Consider the following 14296-nt stretch of genomic DNA (forward strand, 5'->3'; position numbering starts at 1 on the left):
CTTCGTGCCTTGGCGCTTTTTGGACGCCGGTCAGTTCGGCGTGCGGAGCCTCTTTGTCGCCGGCGTCCAAAAACCTGCACAATAGGCGACTTGCCCATTATTCTATTCTATTACCTCGTCGGCGCGGCCCAGTAGTGATGTGGGGACCGTAATGCCGAAAGTCTTAGCGGTGTTTAAGTTGATCACCATTTTAGTCTTGGATAGTTGCTGCACCGGAATGTTTGCAACCTTCTCGCCTTTGAGTACGCGCGCAACAAAGTAACCAACCAGCTCCCAGCTTTCATCTTGATCTGCCCCGTAACTGACAAGCACTCCTTCACGAGCAGCGCCCTGCCAGATGTGAATCACCGGCAAGCGGTAACGTGTAGCTAGTGCGGCCAAGGGTTTAACGAGCACATAAAAACGTGCGTTCGAGCCAACGACCATGGCGCCCACACCTTCCCGAATGCTGGTCTCGAATGCCGCTTCCAACTCGTCTGCGTTTGAGGCGCTCACGACTAAAAGGTCTAGGTGGAACAAACTCGCGGCTTCTTGGGCCGCCTTAGCTTCCGCCTGACTGAGATCCACATCCTGACGATTTGTAAGGAAAGCGATTTTCTTGAGAGAAGGAACCAATTCTTGCAAAACTTCCACGCGCTTACCGGTAGTCAATGAAGCAAGGTTGAAAACGCCGGTGAGATTGCCGCCTGGTCTGTTTATGCTGGCGACAAACCCTTTTCCGACTGGATCAAGTCCTGTCAAAAAAATGATTGGAATGGTCTGTGTTGCTGATCTGGCGGCCTCAAGCTGAGCCGTCGATGGTGCTACGATGACGGTGACCTTTTGGTCCACCAATTCTCGATACAGACCCGGAAGACGGTTAAACTGGCCCTCCGCCTCTCGGAATTCGAACCGGAAGTCCTTTCCTTCGACAAATCCGTTGGCCGCCAATGTTTTGCGAATAGCAGCCAAAAGCTGTTGAGTACCCGTGAGTGCCACCCTCGAACCATCGACATAGCCGATCACCGCCATGGCCTGATGCTGCGCTCGCGCCACTAGCGGCCATGAGGTCGCCGCGCTACCGACCAGTTTGATAAACTGTCGTCGTTTCATGCGTCGTCCTCCTCGTCACATCAATAATGCTAAGACGTTTCGTATGATGGCTCCAAGTCTCAATGTCCGAGATGGGTCATGAGCGCCGTTTGGAAGGTCGGCCGGTTGCTTCCGGTCTACCCCGATAACCGACAACTGAAGGCGCCGCCCGAACTTCCCATTCGGGCCAATTGCCGACCTTGCGCTTCCTTCGGTCAGGCGTTTGCCCAAGTGAACCAAATTTACTCTGGCAACCCGGCTTTCCTCAGCCCTTCTTCAAATCGCGCAAGCTCAATCGCCCGCCGATGAGGCACCAGGTCACGGATGTTGGATACCCGGAGCGCGGGACGTAGTTGCCGGAGACGCGCCATGGCCTTGCGTGCCTGTTCGAGTCGGCCGGCCATTGCGTTGCTCGCGGCAGCGACGCGCAGTCCGGCCGGAAATTCTGGGCTGTATTGCAATGCCATTGCTGCCCAAGACGCTGCCTCTTTGTCGCGCGCCATGGAAAACTGCCCCCTCGGCGTCATGAGGAATTGCCCCCTCCTCGGATAGCTGAGGAGAGAGTGAATGAAGCAGGAACGAATCACTGAAGGCTCGGCGTGGAGTGATCCACGGGGGCAGGTGATGAAGACGCCGGATGACGTGGCGGAGATGTTGCGCCTAAGGGCGTGCGGGTGGGGTGTGAAGCGGATTGCGCGGCAGCTGGGCTGCAGCCATCACACGGTGAAGGACTACGTGGCGGCGGGCGGGGTGAAGCCGTTCAAGTCGCCTGAGCGGCCGAAGCGTCTCGACGGCCTTGAGGGTTGGTTGCGCGATGCCCGGATCCCCTGGGCGCCGACCGACTTCGCGTGTACCGGCTGGAACCATCCCATCCGGATCAAGTGGGCGATCCCGCGGGCATCCTTGCGATCCGTCTTGACCGTCATTGCAGATATTGCGGCCTTCACGTGCCGCGTTTCCAGCAGAACTGTTTCAAATCCTGCACCTTTCAGGCCTGCATGCAGCCATTGCGACAGCGGCCCAGCCTCCAGCCCGATCCGCTTCACTGCAAAGCCGAGCGTCTCAAAAAACTTCAACTAAGGCGTCGGGTTCGCTTGCGACCTTCGCTTCCTTCAGGATCTTACCCTGGGCGTCCACAACACACACGCTCGACAGTTCCAATGACATGTCGATTCCGGCATAGTTCTCCACGGCTGTCCTCCGTCTCCAGATGCTTGGGGCCGACTCAAGTCGTGACCCCGTTTCATCATCTATCGGGCGACAGCCACCATCATGACCCCTTGCTCGGAGCAGGGCCCATTACGGCATCTAGCTCGCCGGCCGGACGGGATCAGTGTAGCCCCTTTCGAGCGGGGCGAGATCGGGCCCGATTTATTCCGGGCCGCGTGCCGCATGGGACTCGACGGCCTGGTTTTGAAGCATCGCGATCGACCGTACCGTGGGCGGCCGGCAGAAGCACTGGATTAAAATCAAAAATCGCGGTCATCCGGCCATGGAGCGCGAACTATGACGAGCGAAGGGCGATCCGCTGGCCCGCCAGTGCGAAGCGAGTCCGAACACTTTATGGGCTGCCTAATCTGCGGACGAGGTGTTTGACAGGCGCGACCTGGCCCAAGTTATGGAGCACCTGCACGGACAGGAGATTGAAGAGGAGCCGACAGTGCAATGACTGTGTGGATTTACGACCAGGGCAAGGAGTTGAACGCTTTCGCCACCGCGAAAGCCGCAGGCCTGGTTTGACGAACACGACCCGGAGGGCGTCGCGTCCGAATATGAGGTGATAGGCCCGCCAGGGTGAACCGGCGGGCCTTCTTCCGAGTTCACTTTTTCAGGCAAAGACCAATCGTCGGTGAAGTGCCGCACTTCGCGCCATCTGCGCTCCCACCACCGGGACAAAACACTGAGACAAGGGTTTCTCCGTTGTCGCAATTGACGGCGCCATCGACCTGCACCGCTCGGATATTGACCGCCGCCGGATCGCCCTTGTCTCCCTTGTCACCTTTTGGCCCCTGCGGTCCTTGTGGTCCTTGCGCGCCGGCAGGGCCCTGTGGCCCCGGCACACCCTGAATACCTTGGGCCCCCTGCGGGCCGGCTGGGCCCTGCGGTCCCGGATCCCCCTTTGGTCCAGGCTCTCTGCCACACGCTGAAAGGACCAGCGCGACAGTCATAACGCCCACCGTGATCATTTTTTGCATTGCGATCCTCCCAGCTATCGAAACCATTAAATGGGTTGCCCGAGAGAGCCGCAAGAGAGCAGCCCGCCAAACCTGGGGGGCCCCCCTATTCATCGCTCAGCATTCCGGCATGTGCCGCCAGCCACTGGCTGCGTTTCTATGTGATCTGGGCCGGCGCCTCATGTGTCTGCCTGCCAAGCCGCTGCGGCTTCGACTTGCACTCCCGATCGTACTGCGCGGCGACAAGGTGCTCGACAGAGCCACGAACGATATCAGGAACTCGACCCCTCGGCTTCGGTACAATACCCCTGCTCTGCGGCCTCCTTAATGATGAAGCTCGCACCCCGAGCCAGCGAATGGAGCTCGGCCGTTATCAAAACGTCCGCCTTCGTCGCCAGCCGTGCCAATCTGGAAAGCGCGCGACCAGGCGCCTTCACGAACTCGTCGCGGACGATATATCTCGGTCCGGGCTATCAGGCAGACGGACATGTTCAGCCGGTTCGTTAAAAATGCAATTCTCTGTGCAGCGGAAAATTTGTCTGTGTGCGCCTTGATGTGGCTCGCCGTTAGCTTGCCATGGAGGCGTATGGCGATGGGACAAAAGGCTCGAATTCTGAAGCGGGCGCACCTTTTGCCCGATCTCCTGAAGATGATTCAGGAGCTCGAGGACCTTAGAGAGAAGGTTCGCGTCGCAGAGGCCGCACGAGTATTGCACTAACCTCGGGGGGCTGGGCCCATAGGTGGCCCACGAGGAACGCTGCAGCCTGGTAGCGCATTCGCTGGTATGGAGCGGTTCTCTGTATCTTTGATAGTGGCGGCCGCATTCATCATCGGCGTCATTACTGGGTACGGCGCTAGAGCGCTCATTTCCGCAAGGAGACGAGCAGCGGCCCGCCGCAGGCGCCGTGATTTCAAATGCCCGGGCTCCTCATAAATCAGACAGATGGCCCTAGCTTCCGCCGCGGCGTTGCCCGAGCGCGCGTTTTGCTGCAATGCGCAAGCGCCAAGCGTCTCGAAGGGAGCTGGTTTCAGATTGAGCATTCATGAAGCTCACGTCCCGTTTCATCCGACCGCCCCTCCCTGTCGCAAGAAGCGATGCTGAAACAATGCGATCCGATCCTCAGAAGGATTATCGCCCATGAAAGAGGGTTTAAAGCGTGGCCTCGTTTTCGGCGTAGTGCTTGTAGGGCTAGGAACGCTCGGATTTTCAGCGTTTATTTCGGCCGCCCTTTTCTGCAGCGCGGGACGCGAAGGCCGCAACATTCTCGGAACAGTTCGCGCCGTCACTAAAAGTCCCCTCCAGCACTTAGGGCAGCCGGACGCGGCAGGATCCGCCCACGGTATTCCTTGGGAAATTTCGACGACGATCCTCTTCGGGGTCGGGGGGAATACAGCCTGCGTGCCGTCTAGCTCACTTGTCCTAACTGCCCCTCATCGGGCAAGTCCTCGTTGTAATCGGGCTTGCAAGTGCTTCCTGTCCTAGTTGATAGGTTCACCCCCAAACACGGAACGGCAGTCTTGCGCGTCGAGTTGTCTCCAGAGAGGCGACCGTGGATCTAACTGAGCTCGAGCGCGCGTTCCTGAAGCAGCTGTCTTCCGAACCGTGGATCAGCACTCCACTGTTTGATCACGAACTCGTCGCGCGCTTAGTGGAACTGGGCCTGGTTGAGGCAATCCCCCAAACATCCGGCGAAACTGAATACCGAATTACCGCGGCGGGTCGCGTGGCTTTGAGCGGATAGCGAGTGCAACCCTGGCTACTTGCGCTCCCGGCATAAGCTTTGGGGACATGCGGAGAGTCCTTGCGCCCGCCCCCGCGCTCTCTGGCGAGGCTCCCCGGTTGCCCCCCGCTGGCATGCTCTTTGCGGAGCCAGCCAATCTCCGTCGGTCCTGGAAGGGAGCCGTTTCGCGATGAAACAGAAATCTCGAGTCCCAAAGCCGCGCAAGCCCACTCTGGCACACATGGTCTCCGATCTGGTGAGATTGCTTAAAGCAATGGAGGACCTAGAGAGGCTGAGAGAGAAGGTCCGGCTGGCTAAGAACAACCAGAGACCCATTGACGCTCGCCCGAGCTGATTTCCATCCATCCCCGTCCCGGGGCGCTACGGGGTACTTTAGTCGCTCGCCGCCACCCGTAAATTTCCCAATATCGCACGCGTCGAGCTCATTCGATCATTTCGAAATGAGATCGTCGAAGCCAAAGGAATGGACTGAGGCTGAGCGGAAGCGGCTTGCGTGGCTGGCGCGTCGTCGTGTCGTGTCGGAGATCGCGATGGCGCTGGGTCGGCACGCCGGATCCGTGAGGCGAATGGCGCGCGTGATGGGACTCATAAAAAATAATCTTGACCACCGTCTCGCCTCCTCCTTTGCACTCGCGCCTTGGATGCAAGAGCATGTGCCGATTGGCACTCCCAGTCATCGACATTTGGCTATGGCTAGCGCGCCCACGGACGACGTCGCCGTGTGGGAGTTGGGTCACGAGCGGCAATGCTCAGACTGATCGTAGGATTTCCGCTTGGTCGTCGAAAGCTGACGTCTGCGACTTTATGAGCCTCACCTAGGCGACACTGCGCGTCGCGGTGCAGCCTGCGGCGCGCCGGATTGCGTCAAGAGCTCGTCCCACAGGGGGAAGCGAGCGCCGGCATTCGCCCGCGCGACGGACCGCCACCTCTCGCACAGCAGATCAGCGAGATCTGCTCAGGGGTCATTTGGAAGCAACGGTCTCCTTGAACAGCTCAACCTTGCCGCTCGTGTTGTCTGTCACCGCAAAAACCTCGTATAAATCGATCTGCGGCTTCATGTCGTAGCGTTGGATGATGCCGTCGAGCCACGGCCCGGTGTAGAATGCCTTGGCGTCCTCAATGCGCTCCCACTGGTACACGCCGCCCGCCCAGCCGCTTTCGGACCAGACGAAGTGCTTACTGATCAGTCCCGTCACCTCGCGGAAGTTGGGTGCGATCTTATGAAAGTGCTCGCGACACGTGGCGCGGTCGATCTGCGACGGCAGTTTGTATCGTACAACGGCGGTAATCATGCGACCTCCTTGTAAGGATGCCCCAACTCAATTGACATTCCCGCGAAAGCAAGTGAAGCGGGAAGCAGACATGGATCAAAAGTACAAAGCCTAACCAGTAGTTTCCGTTCTGCTGCGACCAGCCGACTATCCCAAATCATGCCGACTAGCGTTAGATCGCGTCGCCGAATTCACGCAACGCTGGCTCCATGCTGGTGTGTGCGCACGATCGAAATTTCGATCATCTACCCCCGCCGATCGCGATTAAATGCGACAGGGCTGCCGTGAGTAGGTCAACACGATTGACAAGAGCCTTAGTCGCCTCGCCGCTATCGCCTTCCAATTTTTTGCGTTAATGTGAACGTCTTCACACCTGTGTAGCAGACGGGCTCGGATGATGCCCATGGAGAGGTGAGCTAAAGCCCCGCAAAGCGCCGCCCGGTTCTATTCCATTCACACGCGAGTTTGGGAGCGACAAATGGAAAAGCGCGAAATTGGCAACAGCTTAACGAAAGATCTGGCTGAAGCGAAGCGGGGCACCTTGTCGCGCCGCTCGGTGCTGACGTTGGTTTGCACTCTCGGCGCCGCGGCGCCGTTTGGAATGTTCGGAGCGGCTCGCGCGCTGACGGCTTCTGGGGCTGGATCGCTGTCTTATGTTCCTGGCGAGGCCTTCATTTGCCGCACCGCAGCGAACAGTGAAGAGCTGCAGGGGCCACCCCGTCAACTAAAACTCGCCTGGAACGCGAACGCGGCATGCACGGTCGCTGCGCCAGTCGCAAAAGAACGGGGTATCTTTGCCAAGCACAACCTCAATGTAGATTTCGTCAATTTCGGCGGTTCGACCGACCAGTTGTTGGAGGCGATTGCAACTGGCAAGGCAGATGCCGGTTTGGGGTTGGCCCTGCGTTGGCTCAAACCGCTCGAGCAAGGTTTTGACGTTCGGATCACCGCGGGTGTGCACGGCGGCTGCATCCGGCTCCTCGGCTCCAAGGCTGCGAATATTGACAGCCTGGAATCCCTGCGTGGCAAGGCTATCGCGATTAGCGATCAAGCGAGCCCCGCGAAGAACTTCTTTTCGATCTACCTCGCCAAGAAGGGCATCGATCCGGCCCAAGAAGTAGAGTGGCGCCAGTACCCGGCCAATCTGCTCGCGCTTGCCGTCGACAAGGGCGAAGTGCAGGCGCTAGCCGAGATAGATCCGCTGCCCTACCTCTGGCTCAAGGAAGGCAAACTGAACGAGATCGCGACGAACTTAACGGGTGAATTCGCCGACCGCACCTGCTGCGTTCTCGCAATACGTGGCAGCCTCACCCGAGGCGAAATGGCGGTGGCGGCCGCTCTGACACGATCGATACTGGAAGCGGCAGATCGAGTTGCCAGCGATCCCGCCGATGCCGCTGCAATCTATTCGGGCTATGGCGGGAGAGGGTCCTTAGAGGATCTCGCCACGATGTATCGTAGCCATACTCACCACAGGCATCCCGTCGGGGCGGAGCTCAAGAAGCAGCTTCTGCTCTATACCGATGAACTCAGGGCAGTGAACGTCATCAAGCGAAGCACTGACCCGGCCAAGTTCGCGGACCGGATTTATCTTGACGTTCTAAGCTGACCCGATTGGGAAGATCCGCAGTGAGCTCGGTCATCGATGAAGTGCCGAGGCCATCAGAGAAATCGGGTTTCGGCTTTTTTGAAAGTTCGGCCACTCGGTCGTTGATTGGCGGGCTGTCTGTTGCGGTCGCGTGGTCTATGGTCGCCGCGCTCACTGCATTCTGGCCGGATAAGCCCGAGAGCGATTGGGTCTATACGGGCGGCTTCGCCATTGCCTGCGGCGCATTGGCCCTTGCCCTTGCCTTGGCGGCCTTTGCCGGCGTTCGATTTGTTGCTTTTCAGCGTCTCCAGCGGCTTGCTCCGTGGCTGTTCGCGCTCGGGCTGTTTTTGGCAGCTTGGGAGGCCGTCACAGCAAAGCTTGGTTTGCTGCCGTTGCCATTTTTTCCGCCGCCGCAGGCCATTGTCGAAGTCGTCATCGATGATTGGGGGCGGCTGGCTGAAGGCATCTTCGCCTCAGCGCGTCTGCTCGCGACCGGTTATTTTCTCGGTGCGGCGCTGGGGTTCGTAACCGGCGTCGCGATCGGCTGGTCGCGGCTCGCCGGTTATTGGATCCACCCAGTTTTGCGGTTCATCGGGCCGCTGCCCGCGACAGCTTGGCTGCCACTTGCATTTTTCGTTTTCCCGTCGAGCTTCAGCGCCAGCATTTTCCTGATCGCGCTCGCCACCGGGTTTCCGGTCACCGTGCTCACCTGGTCAGGCGTTGCCTGCGTGAAGAGTGCCTATTACGATATTGCGCGGACATTGGGAGCAACCCAGCGCTTCCTCGTGCTCAAGGTTGCCATTCCGGCGGCAATGCCGCATGTCTTTGTTGGCCTGTTCATGGGGCTCGGCAACTCGTTTGCGGTTCTTGTCGTAGCCGAGATGCTGGGCGTGAAGGCCGGGCTCGGCTGGTATCTGCAATGGGCGCAGGGTTGGGCGGCCTATGCCAATATGTACGCCGCGCTGCTGCTCATGGCGTTCTTGTGCTCAGGGCTGATCACGCTGTTGTTCCGCTTCCGGGATCGCCTACTATCCTGGCAGAAAGGTCTGGTGCGATGGTAGCGGCGATGGCAGGCGATCACTCGGTCCGTGGATCGACGCTAACACTCCGCGAAGTGAGCCATCGCTTCAATTTCGAAGGGCAGCCCCTACCGGTGTTGGACCGCATCAGCCTGCAGGTCGGCCGCGGCGAATTTGTCGCTATCCTTGGACCGAGTGGATGCGGAAAATCGACCTTGCTCCGCCTGGTCGCGGGGCTCGACACTCCAACAGCCGGCGCCCTGCTAACGGAGGGAAGGAAGATCGAAGCACCCGATCCGTCGCGCGTCGTCGTTTTTCAAGACCCCACGCTTTATCCATGGCGGACAGTGTGGAGCAACGTTGCGCTCGGTCTGGAAGCCCGCGGCTTGCTGCGCACCCATCGCGAACGTATCGAAGACGCCTTGCGTCTGGTGGGGCTCACGGGCTTCGCCAATGCCTACCCGCACCAGCTTTCCGGCGGCATGGCACAGCGCGCGGCTCTGGCGCGTGCGCTTGTCAACGACCCGACACTGCTCATCCTGGACGAACCTTTGGGCCAGCTCGACTCGCTCACTCGCATCGCGATGCAGACAGAACTTGTATCACTTTGGCAGCGCTCGAGCTTCACAGCGCTGTTGGTCACGCACGATGTCGAGGAGGCGCTCCTGCTCGCCGGCCGCGTCATCGTGCTGAGCGACCGACCTGCACGGATCAAGGCCGAAGTCGTCAACAGCCAGCCCTATCCTCGCCACCGGGGCGATCCGCATTTCGTTAAGCTTCGTCGCGAGGTGTTCGAGCATCTCGGCCTTGAGGAGGCGTGGTAGCCGTCAAATGGAGCCCGCCGTGGCAGATCTTCTCATACGCGTCATAGCCGCACGGCGTGCTCGCCACGATTGCAATGCGATTGCTTTAGCGGCTTGGTAACCACCCCGTCGAGGTCCAGGAATTTGGCGAGCGCACGGAGACTTCGATGACCTCGGAATTCAACGTACACAGCGCTGCGGGCTATGAGCAACTCATGGGCCGCTGGAGCCGAAGACTCGCGCCGCTATTCATCGACTTCGCAGGGGTTGCCGACGGCGAAAGGATTCTCGACCTCGGCTGCGGCAGCGGGAGCTTGACCTTCGCGCTCGTCAAAGCCGCCGACGTCGTCGAGATTGACGCGGTCGACTATTCACCAATCTTTGTCGAGGAGGTGATCCGGCGCAACACGAACCCGCGAATAAAAGTCCGACAGGCGGACGCCTGCGCCCTGCCCTTCGAGCGGGGCGCGTTCGACCGCGCTTTGGCGCTTCTCGTGCTCCACTTCGTTCCCGCAGCCGGCAAGGCAGTGGCCGAGATGCGCCGCGTCGTTCGGCCGGGCGGCGTGGTCGCGGCAGCGGTGTGGGATCATCTCGGCGGCATGCCCGGCATGCGCATGATGGTCGACACGGTGGCGGCACTCGGAGAAAGCGGACGCGAGCTGCGCCGTCGCTTTTGCTTTCAACCGATGATGCAGCCAGGCGAACTGAGACGGACATTTGCCGAACAGGGTCTCGTGGACATTGCGGAAATGGAGCTGATGATCCGCATGGACTACCAAGACTTTGCCGACTATTGGGCTCCGATTGCCGCTGGCGAAGGGCCGCTCGGCAAGTATGTGGCAGCGCTCGACGCTGCGGAGCGAGCGCGCACCGATGCCGCCGTGCGCGATGCCTACGAGGCCGGCCGGCCCGATGGGCCGCGATCCTTTGCAAACGTCGCATGGGCCTGCCGTGGCAAAGTTCCCTGACTCGATCTCTTCCGAGGTCCTGAATCCGAAATCGTTCCGGACTTCATACGTCGTAATGAGGGCCTATTCGATCACTTCGTCGGCTTGAGCGAGCAGCGATGAAGAGATATTGACGCCAAGCGCTCTCGCAGCTTTCAAGTTAACGACGAGTTCAAATTTGACCGGCAGCTGCACGGGAAGATCAGCAATTTGCGAGCCTCTCAGGACATGGTCGACGTAATATGCGGCTCGCCGGTACAAATCAAGGATATCGACGCCGTAAGACATCAATCCGCCGCCTGAAGCAAAGAAGCGAAAGGCATAGATTGCGGGAACACGGTCTCGGGCGGCTGTCGAGACTATCAGCTCACGATGAATGCCATTGAAAATATCTGGCATAACCACGAGCCCACCACCGGGTTCGCCGGCAATCGCGGCAATCGCTTGTTCGAGCCCGGCAGCGTCGCGCACCGGCACGGCCCTCGGTTCGACACCCAGGGATGTTGCAGCTGCCTCAAGCGGACGCAAGTAATACGCCCCGCCCCCCGGCGCGGTCTCCGGGTTGAAAATACAATGGACCCGCGCGAGTCCGGGCGCGATTTGCTTCAGCAGATCAACCCACTTTCCCGCGAGTGAGGGCTCCAGATCGACGAGGCCACTCGCGTTCCCACCGGGCTTGGCCAAGCTGGCAACAAAACCGCTTTTGATCGGATCAGTAACCTGCACGAAAACGATGGGAATGGTGCGTGTCTCAGCCAGTAATGCCGTCACTATGGCAGTGTTCTGGGCGACGATGGCATCGGGCCTCTGACTGACCAGCTCTTTCGCGAAAATCCGGGTGCGTTCAGGATCGCCACCAGCCCAGCGGTATTCAATCTGGACAGTACGGTCCCGCTTCCAACCAAGCTGCGAAAGCCCTTGCTCAAGTGCCTGAGCCTGTTTCTCTCCTTCGGGGTCCCCAAGCGGGCGCCCCAACAGTACTCCAATACGCCGTAGTCTGTCTTGCGAATGTGCCGCGAGCGACCACCCTGCGCCGGCGGCACAAAGCAGCTTGACGAAGTTGCGCCGTCGCATGACCATCCCTCGCAGACACCATGGCACCGCCGCATCGTGATTGGCAATGTCGTCCATACATCATAGCAGTTGACCGGCAGATGGTAGAGATGGGTCAAGGGCTGCCTTGGCCACCTTCCATGGTCTTGTTCGGATCACCATCAGGAAGCAGATCTCACGGCGCCTTGGGCTAAGGTCAGCCACGGGCCGACATCCAGAAGTAACGCGGTTCGCGAGCAGAGCGCGAACGCGAATGCCCCTTCATTGAGATGGCGCAGGTATTAGGCCATGACGTTTCATGATCTCGCCCATCCGGGCAGGATCAGGAGGCGCAGGGCCGCCGAGGGCAACGGCCATTTCCCGGAAGAATTCCGGCCCGAGAACGCCTGGCGTGAGAACGCAAAGCATTTTCGCAATCGCCTGCGTCTCGTTGAGGAATCCATGGACAACACCGCGCGGGATGAAAAGATCATCTCCCGGCCTGATCTCGATGCGCTTGCCGGCGACCGTCCAACTGACGACGCCCTCAAGGCCGTAGATTGTTTCCTCCCAGTCACGATGATGGTGCGGGACCGGCATACGGGAGTTTGGCGGGATCACCACCTCAAACATATCAAGCGCCCCGCTCGTATCATACTTGGTACGCAAAAAACGTAGCTGCATTGCGCCAACCTCGATGAGTTCAGCCATTTTGCCTCCAAAGATAAGATCGCGAGACGGCTAAGCTCATCGTAGCCGACATCATTTCAAGTTGGGCTTGAAAGCTTCCTCGATCACTCGGCGGACGCTCTTTGAGGGCGGTTTCAGGGCCTCACTCAAGAAGGCGAAGAGAAGCAACAGCCACGTCGCAAGCGCGGCACACCACAGCAGCACCTCCAGTATCTCAGGCATGAATGACCTCAAAAATACCTATCTGAAACGGGGCGAGTGTTGCCTAATGGAGCCGACGCGGCAAGCCGTATTTAAAACGCTCTAAGAATAGCTGGCAGCCTTAGGTCAGGGAATCGACGGCCCTATGACCGCGCAGTCGGTCGCGCTTCGCAAAGGGCGGCTTGAAGGCATTCTGCCAAGCGCGGCAAATCAACTTCGGCCACCAGAGGCAAGCACCGATGGCCGAATACAGGCGCTCCGGGTCAATCGCGACATTTTGGCCCGGTTCAAGTTAGGTCCGGCCTACCACCGACAGATGGGGTAATCGGCCGGCCCAGCTTGTGGATAGCTAAAGATTTTAGGTGCTGCGCTTCAGGCTGATGGTGAAACGAGGTCCGTGGCAACGGCCTCAAGCATCAGAAGGAGAAGCGCAGCATGGACCATTTTGCTGGATTGGACGTATCGGTCAAGCAGACGAGTGTCTGCATTTTGGATGACGCGGGCAAGATCTTGAAGGAAGTGAAGGTGGCGAGCGAGCCTCAAGCGCTCCTGAAGGTTCTGGCCGATCCCGCCTACCGCTTCAACGGCCTCATTCAATCACATCGTCGGCGCGGCCGAGCAATGAAGACGGTACCGTGAGCCCGATGACCTTGGCAGTTTTGAGATTGATAACAAGCTCGAATTTCACAGGTTGCTCGATCGGCAAATCTGCCGGCTTCTCCCCTTTTAAGACTTTTTGCACATAGCCCACCAGACGTTTGGCCTCAAAACTCCGGCTCGGACCATAGGACAGCAAGGCACCGCTATCTGCGAATTCCCGCCACGAGGCAATCACGGGAAGACGACGCTCCTGGCCGTATTGCGCGATTTTAGCGGCAACAACGCCAGTCAGACGTGAAGAAATGACGAGCAAGCTATCGGCGCGGCTTGCTTCCACCCCCTTTAGCGCGGTGTCGAGATCGGCGATCACATTTATCGGGTAGGCGGTTAGCTCAAGGTCGAGCGATTCGGCGCCGCGCCGAGCAAAAGTCACTTCGTCATCGAAATGCTGGGGATTAAATATCACCCCAACCTTCCTGACGTTCGGGGCCACTTGCTTGAGCAATTCTATTCGCTTCGCTGCCATTTCATCCGTAAGAAACGTGATCCCGGTGAAGTTCTTGCTTGGTCGAGCAAGAGACACGGCGATTCCCGACCGGATCGGGTTATCGCTAACGCCACCGACGATGGGTACGCTACCTTTACTTGCCTCAAACAGTGGCTTGATAACATCACCGCCAATGGCGAGCAGAAGAGTGGGCCTTTGCGCGACAAGTTCAGTGGCCAATTCCACAAGTCGATCCGGCACTCCGTTGGCATAGCGGAAGACAATTTCGACGTTGCGTCCATCGAGGATCCCGGCCTGCGCGAGTGCGTCCTTCAGCGACTGATCGACTGGTCCCAATCTTTCAGCATCGCCAAATACCAACCACCCAATCCGAGGCAGCGATTTCTGCGCATGCACGACAAGCGGCCATGTTGCCGCCGCGCCACCAAAAAACGTGATGAAATCGCGCCGTCGCAAGTGGAATGCCTCATCGATGTCTAAAACCTAGCACCTTTGCGGGATCGCCGCATGAGATATGGCGAACAATTGGCTTCCGACGCTGCGACCGAATGTCCGAATTGGGGTCAATCACGTCGGTTTAGTCCTGCCGCGATTGCTTCCGGTCAGACCCGAGGAGCGGACATCTTTGGTGCTCATCGGAAGGTCTCAAA

11 protein-coding genes and 3 pseudogenes are annotated in these 14296 nt (G+C 59.0%); 6 read left to right on the top strand and 8 right to left on the bottom strand.

The genetic code is table 11. The features are described from left to right. Positions 1-102: 102 nt before the first annotated feature. Positions 103-1092, bottom strand: a complete 990-nt coding sequence (locus XH80_RS03530) for an ABC transporter substrate-binding protein (RefSeq protein WP_271597351.1) — start codon at positions 1090-1092, stop codon at positions 103-105. A gap of 221 nt (positions 1093-1313) precedes the next feature. After that, a complete protein-coding gene (locus tag XH80_RS03535) occupies positions 1314-1574 on the bottom strand; it encodes a hypothetical protein (RefSeq protein ID WP_271597352.1) in 261 nt (86 codons plus the stop codon). A gap of 148 nt (positions 1575-1722) precedes the next feature. Here XH80_RS03535 and XH80_RS03540 point away from each other — a divergent pair. Further along, a pseudogene (locus tag XH80_RS03540) lies at positions 1723-1797 on the top strand (helix-turn-helix domain-containing protein); the annotation flags it as partial. A gap of 92 nt (positions 1798-1889) precedes the next feature. Here XH80_RS03540 and XH80_RS03545 read toward each other — a convergent pair. Both XH80_RS03545 and XH80_RS03550 read right to left on the bottom strand, forming a co-directional pair. Continuing rightward, positions 1890-2262, bottom strand: a pseudogene (locus XH80_RS03545) (IS110 family transposase); the annotation flags it as partial. Positions 2263-5949: 3687 nt separating this feature from the next. Further along, complete coding sequence (locus XH80_RS03550; RefSeq protein ID WP_271597353.1) at positions 5950-6279, bottom strand: hypothetical protein; 330 nt, start codon at positions 6277-6279, stop codon at positions 5950-5952. 457 nt (positions 6280-6736) lie between these two features. Here XH80_RS03550 and XH80_RS03555 point away from each other — a divergent pair, with 457 nt between their 5' ends. From XH80_RS03555 to XH80_RS03570, 4 genes are all read left to right on the top strand, one after another. After that, the gene (locus tag XH80_RS03555; protein WP_271597354.1) at positions 6737-7867 is read left to right on the top strand and encodes an ABC transporter substrate-binding protein; all 1131 of its coding nucleotides are present in this window, start codon (positions 6737-6739) and stop codon (positions 7865-7867) included. A gap of 101 nt (positions 7868-7968) precedes the next feature. Next, positions 7969-8907 carry an ABC transporter permease gene (locus XH80_RS03560; protein ID WP_442869107.1) on the top strand — a complete coding sequence of 313 codons (939 nt, stop codon included), beginning with the start codon at positions 7969-7971 and terminating at the stop codon, positions 8905-8907. Then, positions 8901-9689: an ABC transporter ATP-binding protein gene (locus tag XH80_RS03565; RefSeq protein WP_442868596.1), complete on the top strand. Its 789-nt coding sequence runs from the start codon at positions 8901-8903 to the stop codon at positions 9687-9689. The genes XH80_RS03560 and XH80_RS03565 overlap by 7 nt, the downstream gene beginning before the upstream one ends. A 146-nt stretch (positions 9690-9835) precedes the next feature. Further along, positions 9836-10636 (top strand): class I SAM-dependent methyltransferase, encoded by an 801-nt coding sequence (locus XH80_RS03570; RefSeq protein ID WP_271597357.1) that lies wholly within the window; start codon positions 9836-9838, stop codon positions 10634-10636. 63 nt (positions 10637-10699) lie between these two features. Here the strand turns inward: XH80_RS03570 and XH80_RS03575 are convergent, their stop codons facing one another. From XH80_RS03575 to XH80_RS03585, 3 genes are all read right to left on the bottom strand, one after another. After that, on the bottom strand, positions 10700-11746 hold the full coding sequence (locus XH80_RS03575) for an ABC transporter substrate-binding protein (RefSeq protein ID WP_271597358.1): 1047 nt from the start codon (positions 11744-11746) through the stop codon (positions 10700-10702). 183 nt (positions 11747-11929) lie between these two features. Continuing rightward, positions 11930-12358 carry a cupin domain-containing protein gene (locus XH80_RS03580; protein WP_057740363.1) on the bottom strand — a complete coding sequence of 143 codons (429 nt, stop codon included), beginning with the start codon at positions 12356-12358 and terminating at the stop codon, positions 11930-11932. A 51-nt stretch (positions 12359-12409) separates the two neighbouring features. Further along, positions 12410-12559 (bottom strand): hypothetical protein, encoded by a 150-nt coding sequence (locus XH80_RS03585; protein ID WP_271597359.1) that lies wholly within the window; start codon positions 12557-12559, stop codon positions 12410-12412. Between the two features lie 414 nt (positions 12560-12973). Here XH80_RS03585 and XH80_RS03590 point away from each other — a divergent pair. Further along, positions 12974-13087, top strand: a pseudogene (locus XH80_RS03590) (IS110 family transposase); the annotation flags it as partial. A 40-nt stretch (positions 13088-13127) separates the two neighbouring features. Here the strand turns inward: XH80_RS03590 and XH80_RS03595 are convergent. Continuing rightward, complete coding sequence (locus XH80_RS03595) at positions 13128-14102, bottom strand: ABC transporter substrate-binding protein (RefSeq protein WP_271597360.1); 975 nt, start codon at positions 14100-14102, stop codon at positions 13128-13130. Between the last annotated feature and the right edge of the window lie 194 nt (positions 14103-14296).

It is taken from the genome of Bradyrhizobium sp. CCBAU 45384 (assembly GCF_028128665.1).
Lineage (GTDB): Bacteria > Pseudomonadota > Alphaproteobacteria > Rhizobiales > Xanthobacteraceae > Bradyrhizobium > Bradyrhizobium manausense.

What these genes read in the sequence shown, in the direction of transcription:
- XH80_RS03530 (WP_271597351.1), bottom strand. Translation starts at nt 1,092, where the DNA reads ATGAAACGACGACAGTTTATCAAACTGGTCGGTAGCGCGGCGACCTCA.
- XH80_RS03535 (WP_271597352.1), bottom strand. Translation starts at nt 1,574, where the DNA reads ATGGCGCGCGACAAAGAGGCAGCGTCTTGGGCAGCAATGGCATTGCAA.
- XH80_RS03550 (WP_271597353.1), bottom strand. Translation starts at nt 6,279, where the DNA reads ATGATTACCGCCGTTGTACGATACAAACTGCCGTCGCAGATCGACCGC.
- XH80_RS03555 (WP_271597354.1), top strand. Translation starts at nt 6,737, where the DNA reads ATGGAAAAGCGCGAAATTGGCAACAGCTTAACGAAAGATCTGGCTGAA.
- XH80_RS03565 (WP_442868596.1), top strand. Translation starts at nt 8,901, where the DNA reads ATGGTAGCGGCGATGGCAGGCGATCACTCGGTCCGTGGATCGACGCTA.
- XH80_RS03570 (WP_271597357.1), top strand. Translation starts at nt 9,836, where the DNA reads ATGACCTCGGAATTCAACGTACACAGCGCTGCGGGCTATGAGCAACTC.
- XH80_RS03575 (WP_271597358.1), bottom strand. Translation starts at nt 11,746, where the DNA reads ATGGACGACATTGCCAATCACGATGCGGCGGTGCCATGGTGTCTGCGA.
- XH80_RS03580 (WP_057740363.1), bottom strand. Translation starts at nt 12,358, where the DNA reads ATGGCTGAACTCATCGAGGTTGGCGCAATGCAGCTACGTTTTTTGCGT.
- XH80_RS03585 (WP_271597359.1), bottom strand. Translation starts at nt 12,559, where the DNA reads ATGCCTGAGATACTGGAGGTGCTGCTGTGGTGTGCCGCGCTTGCGACG.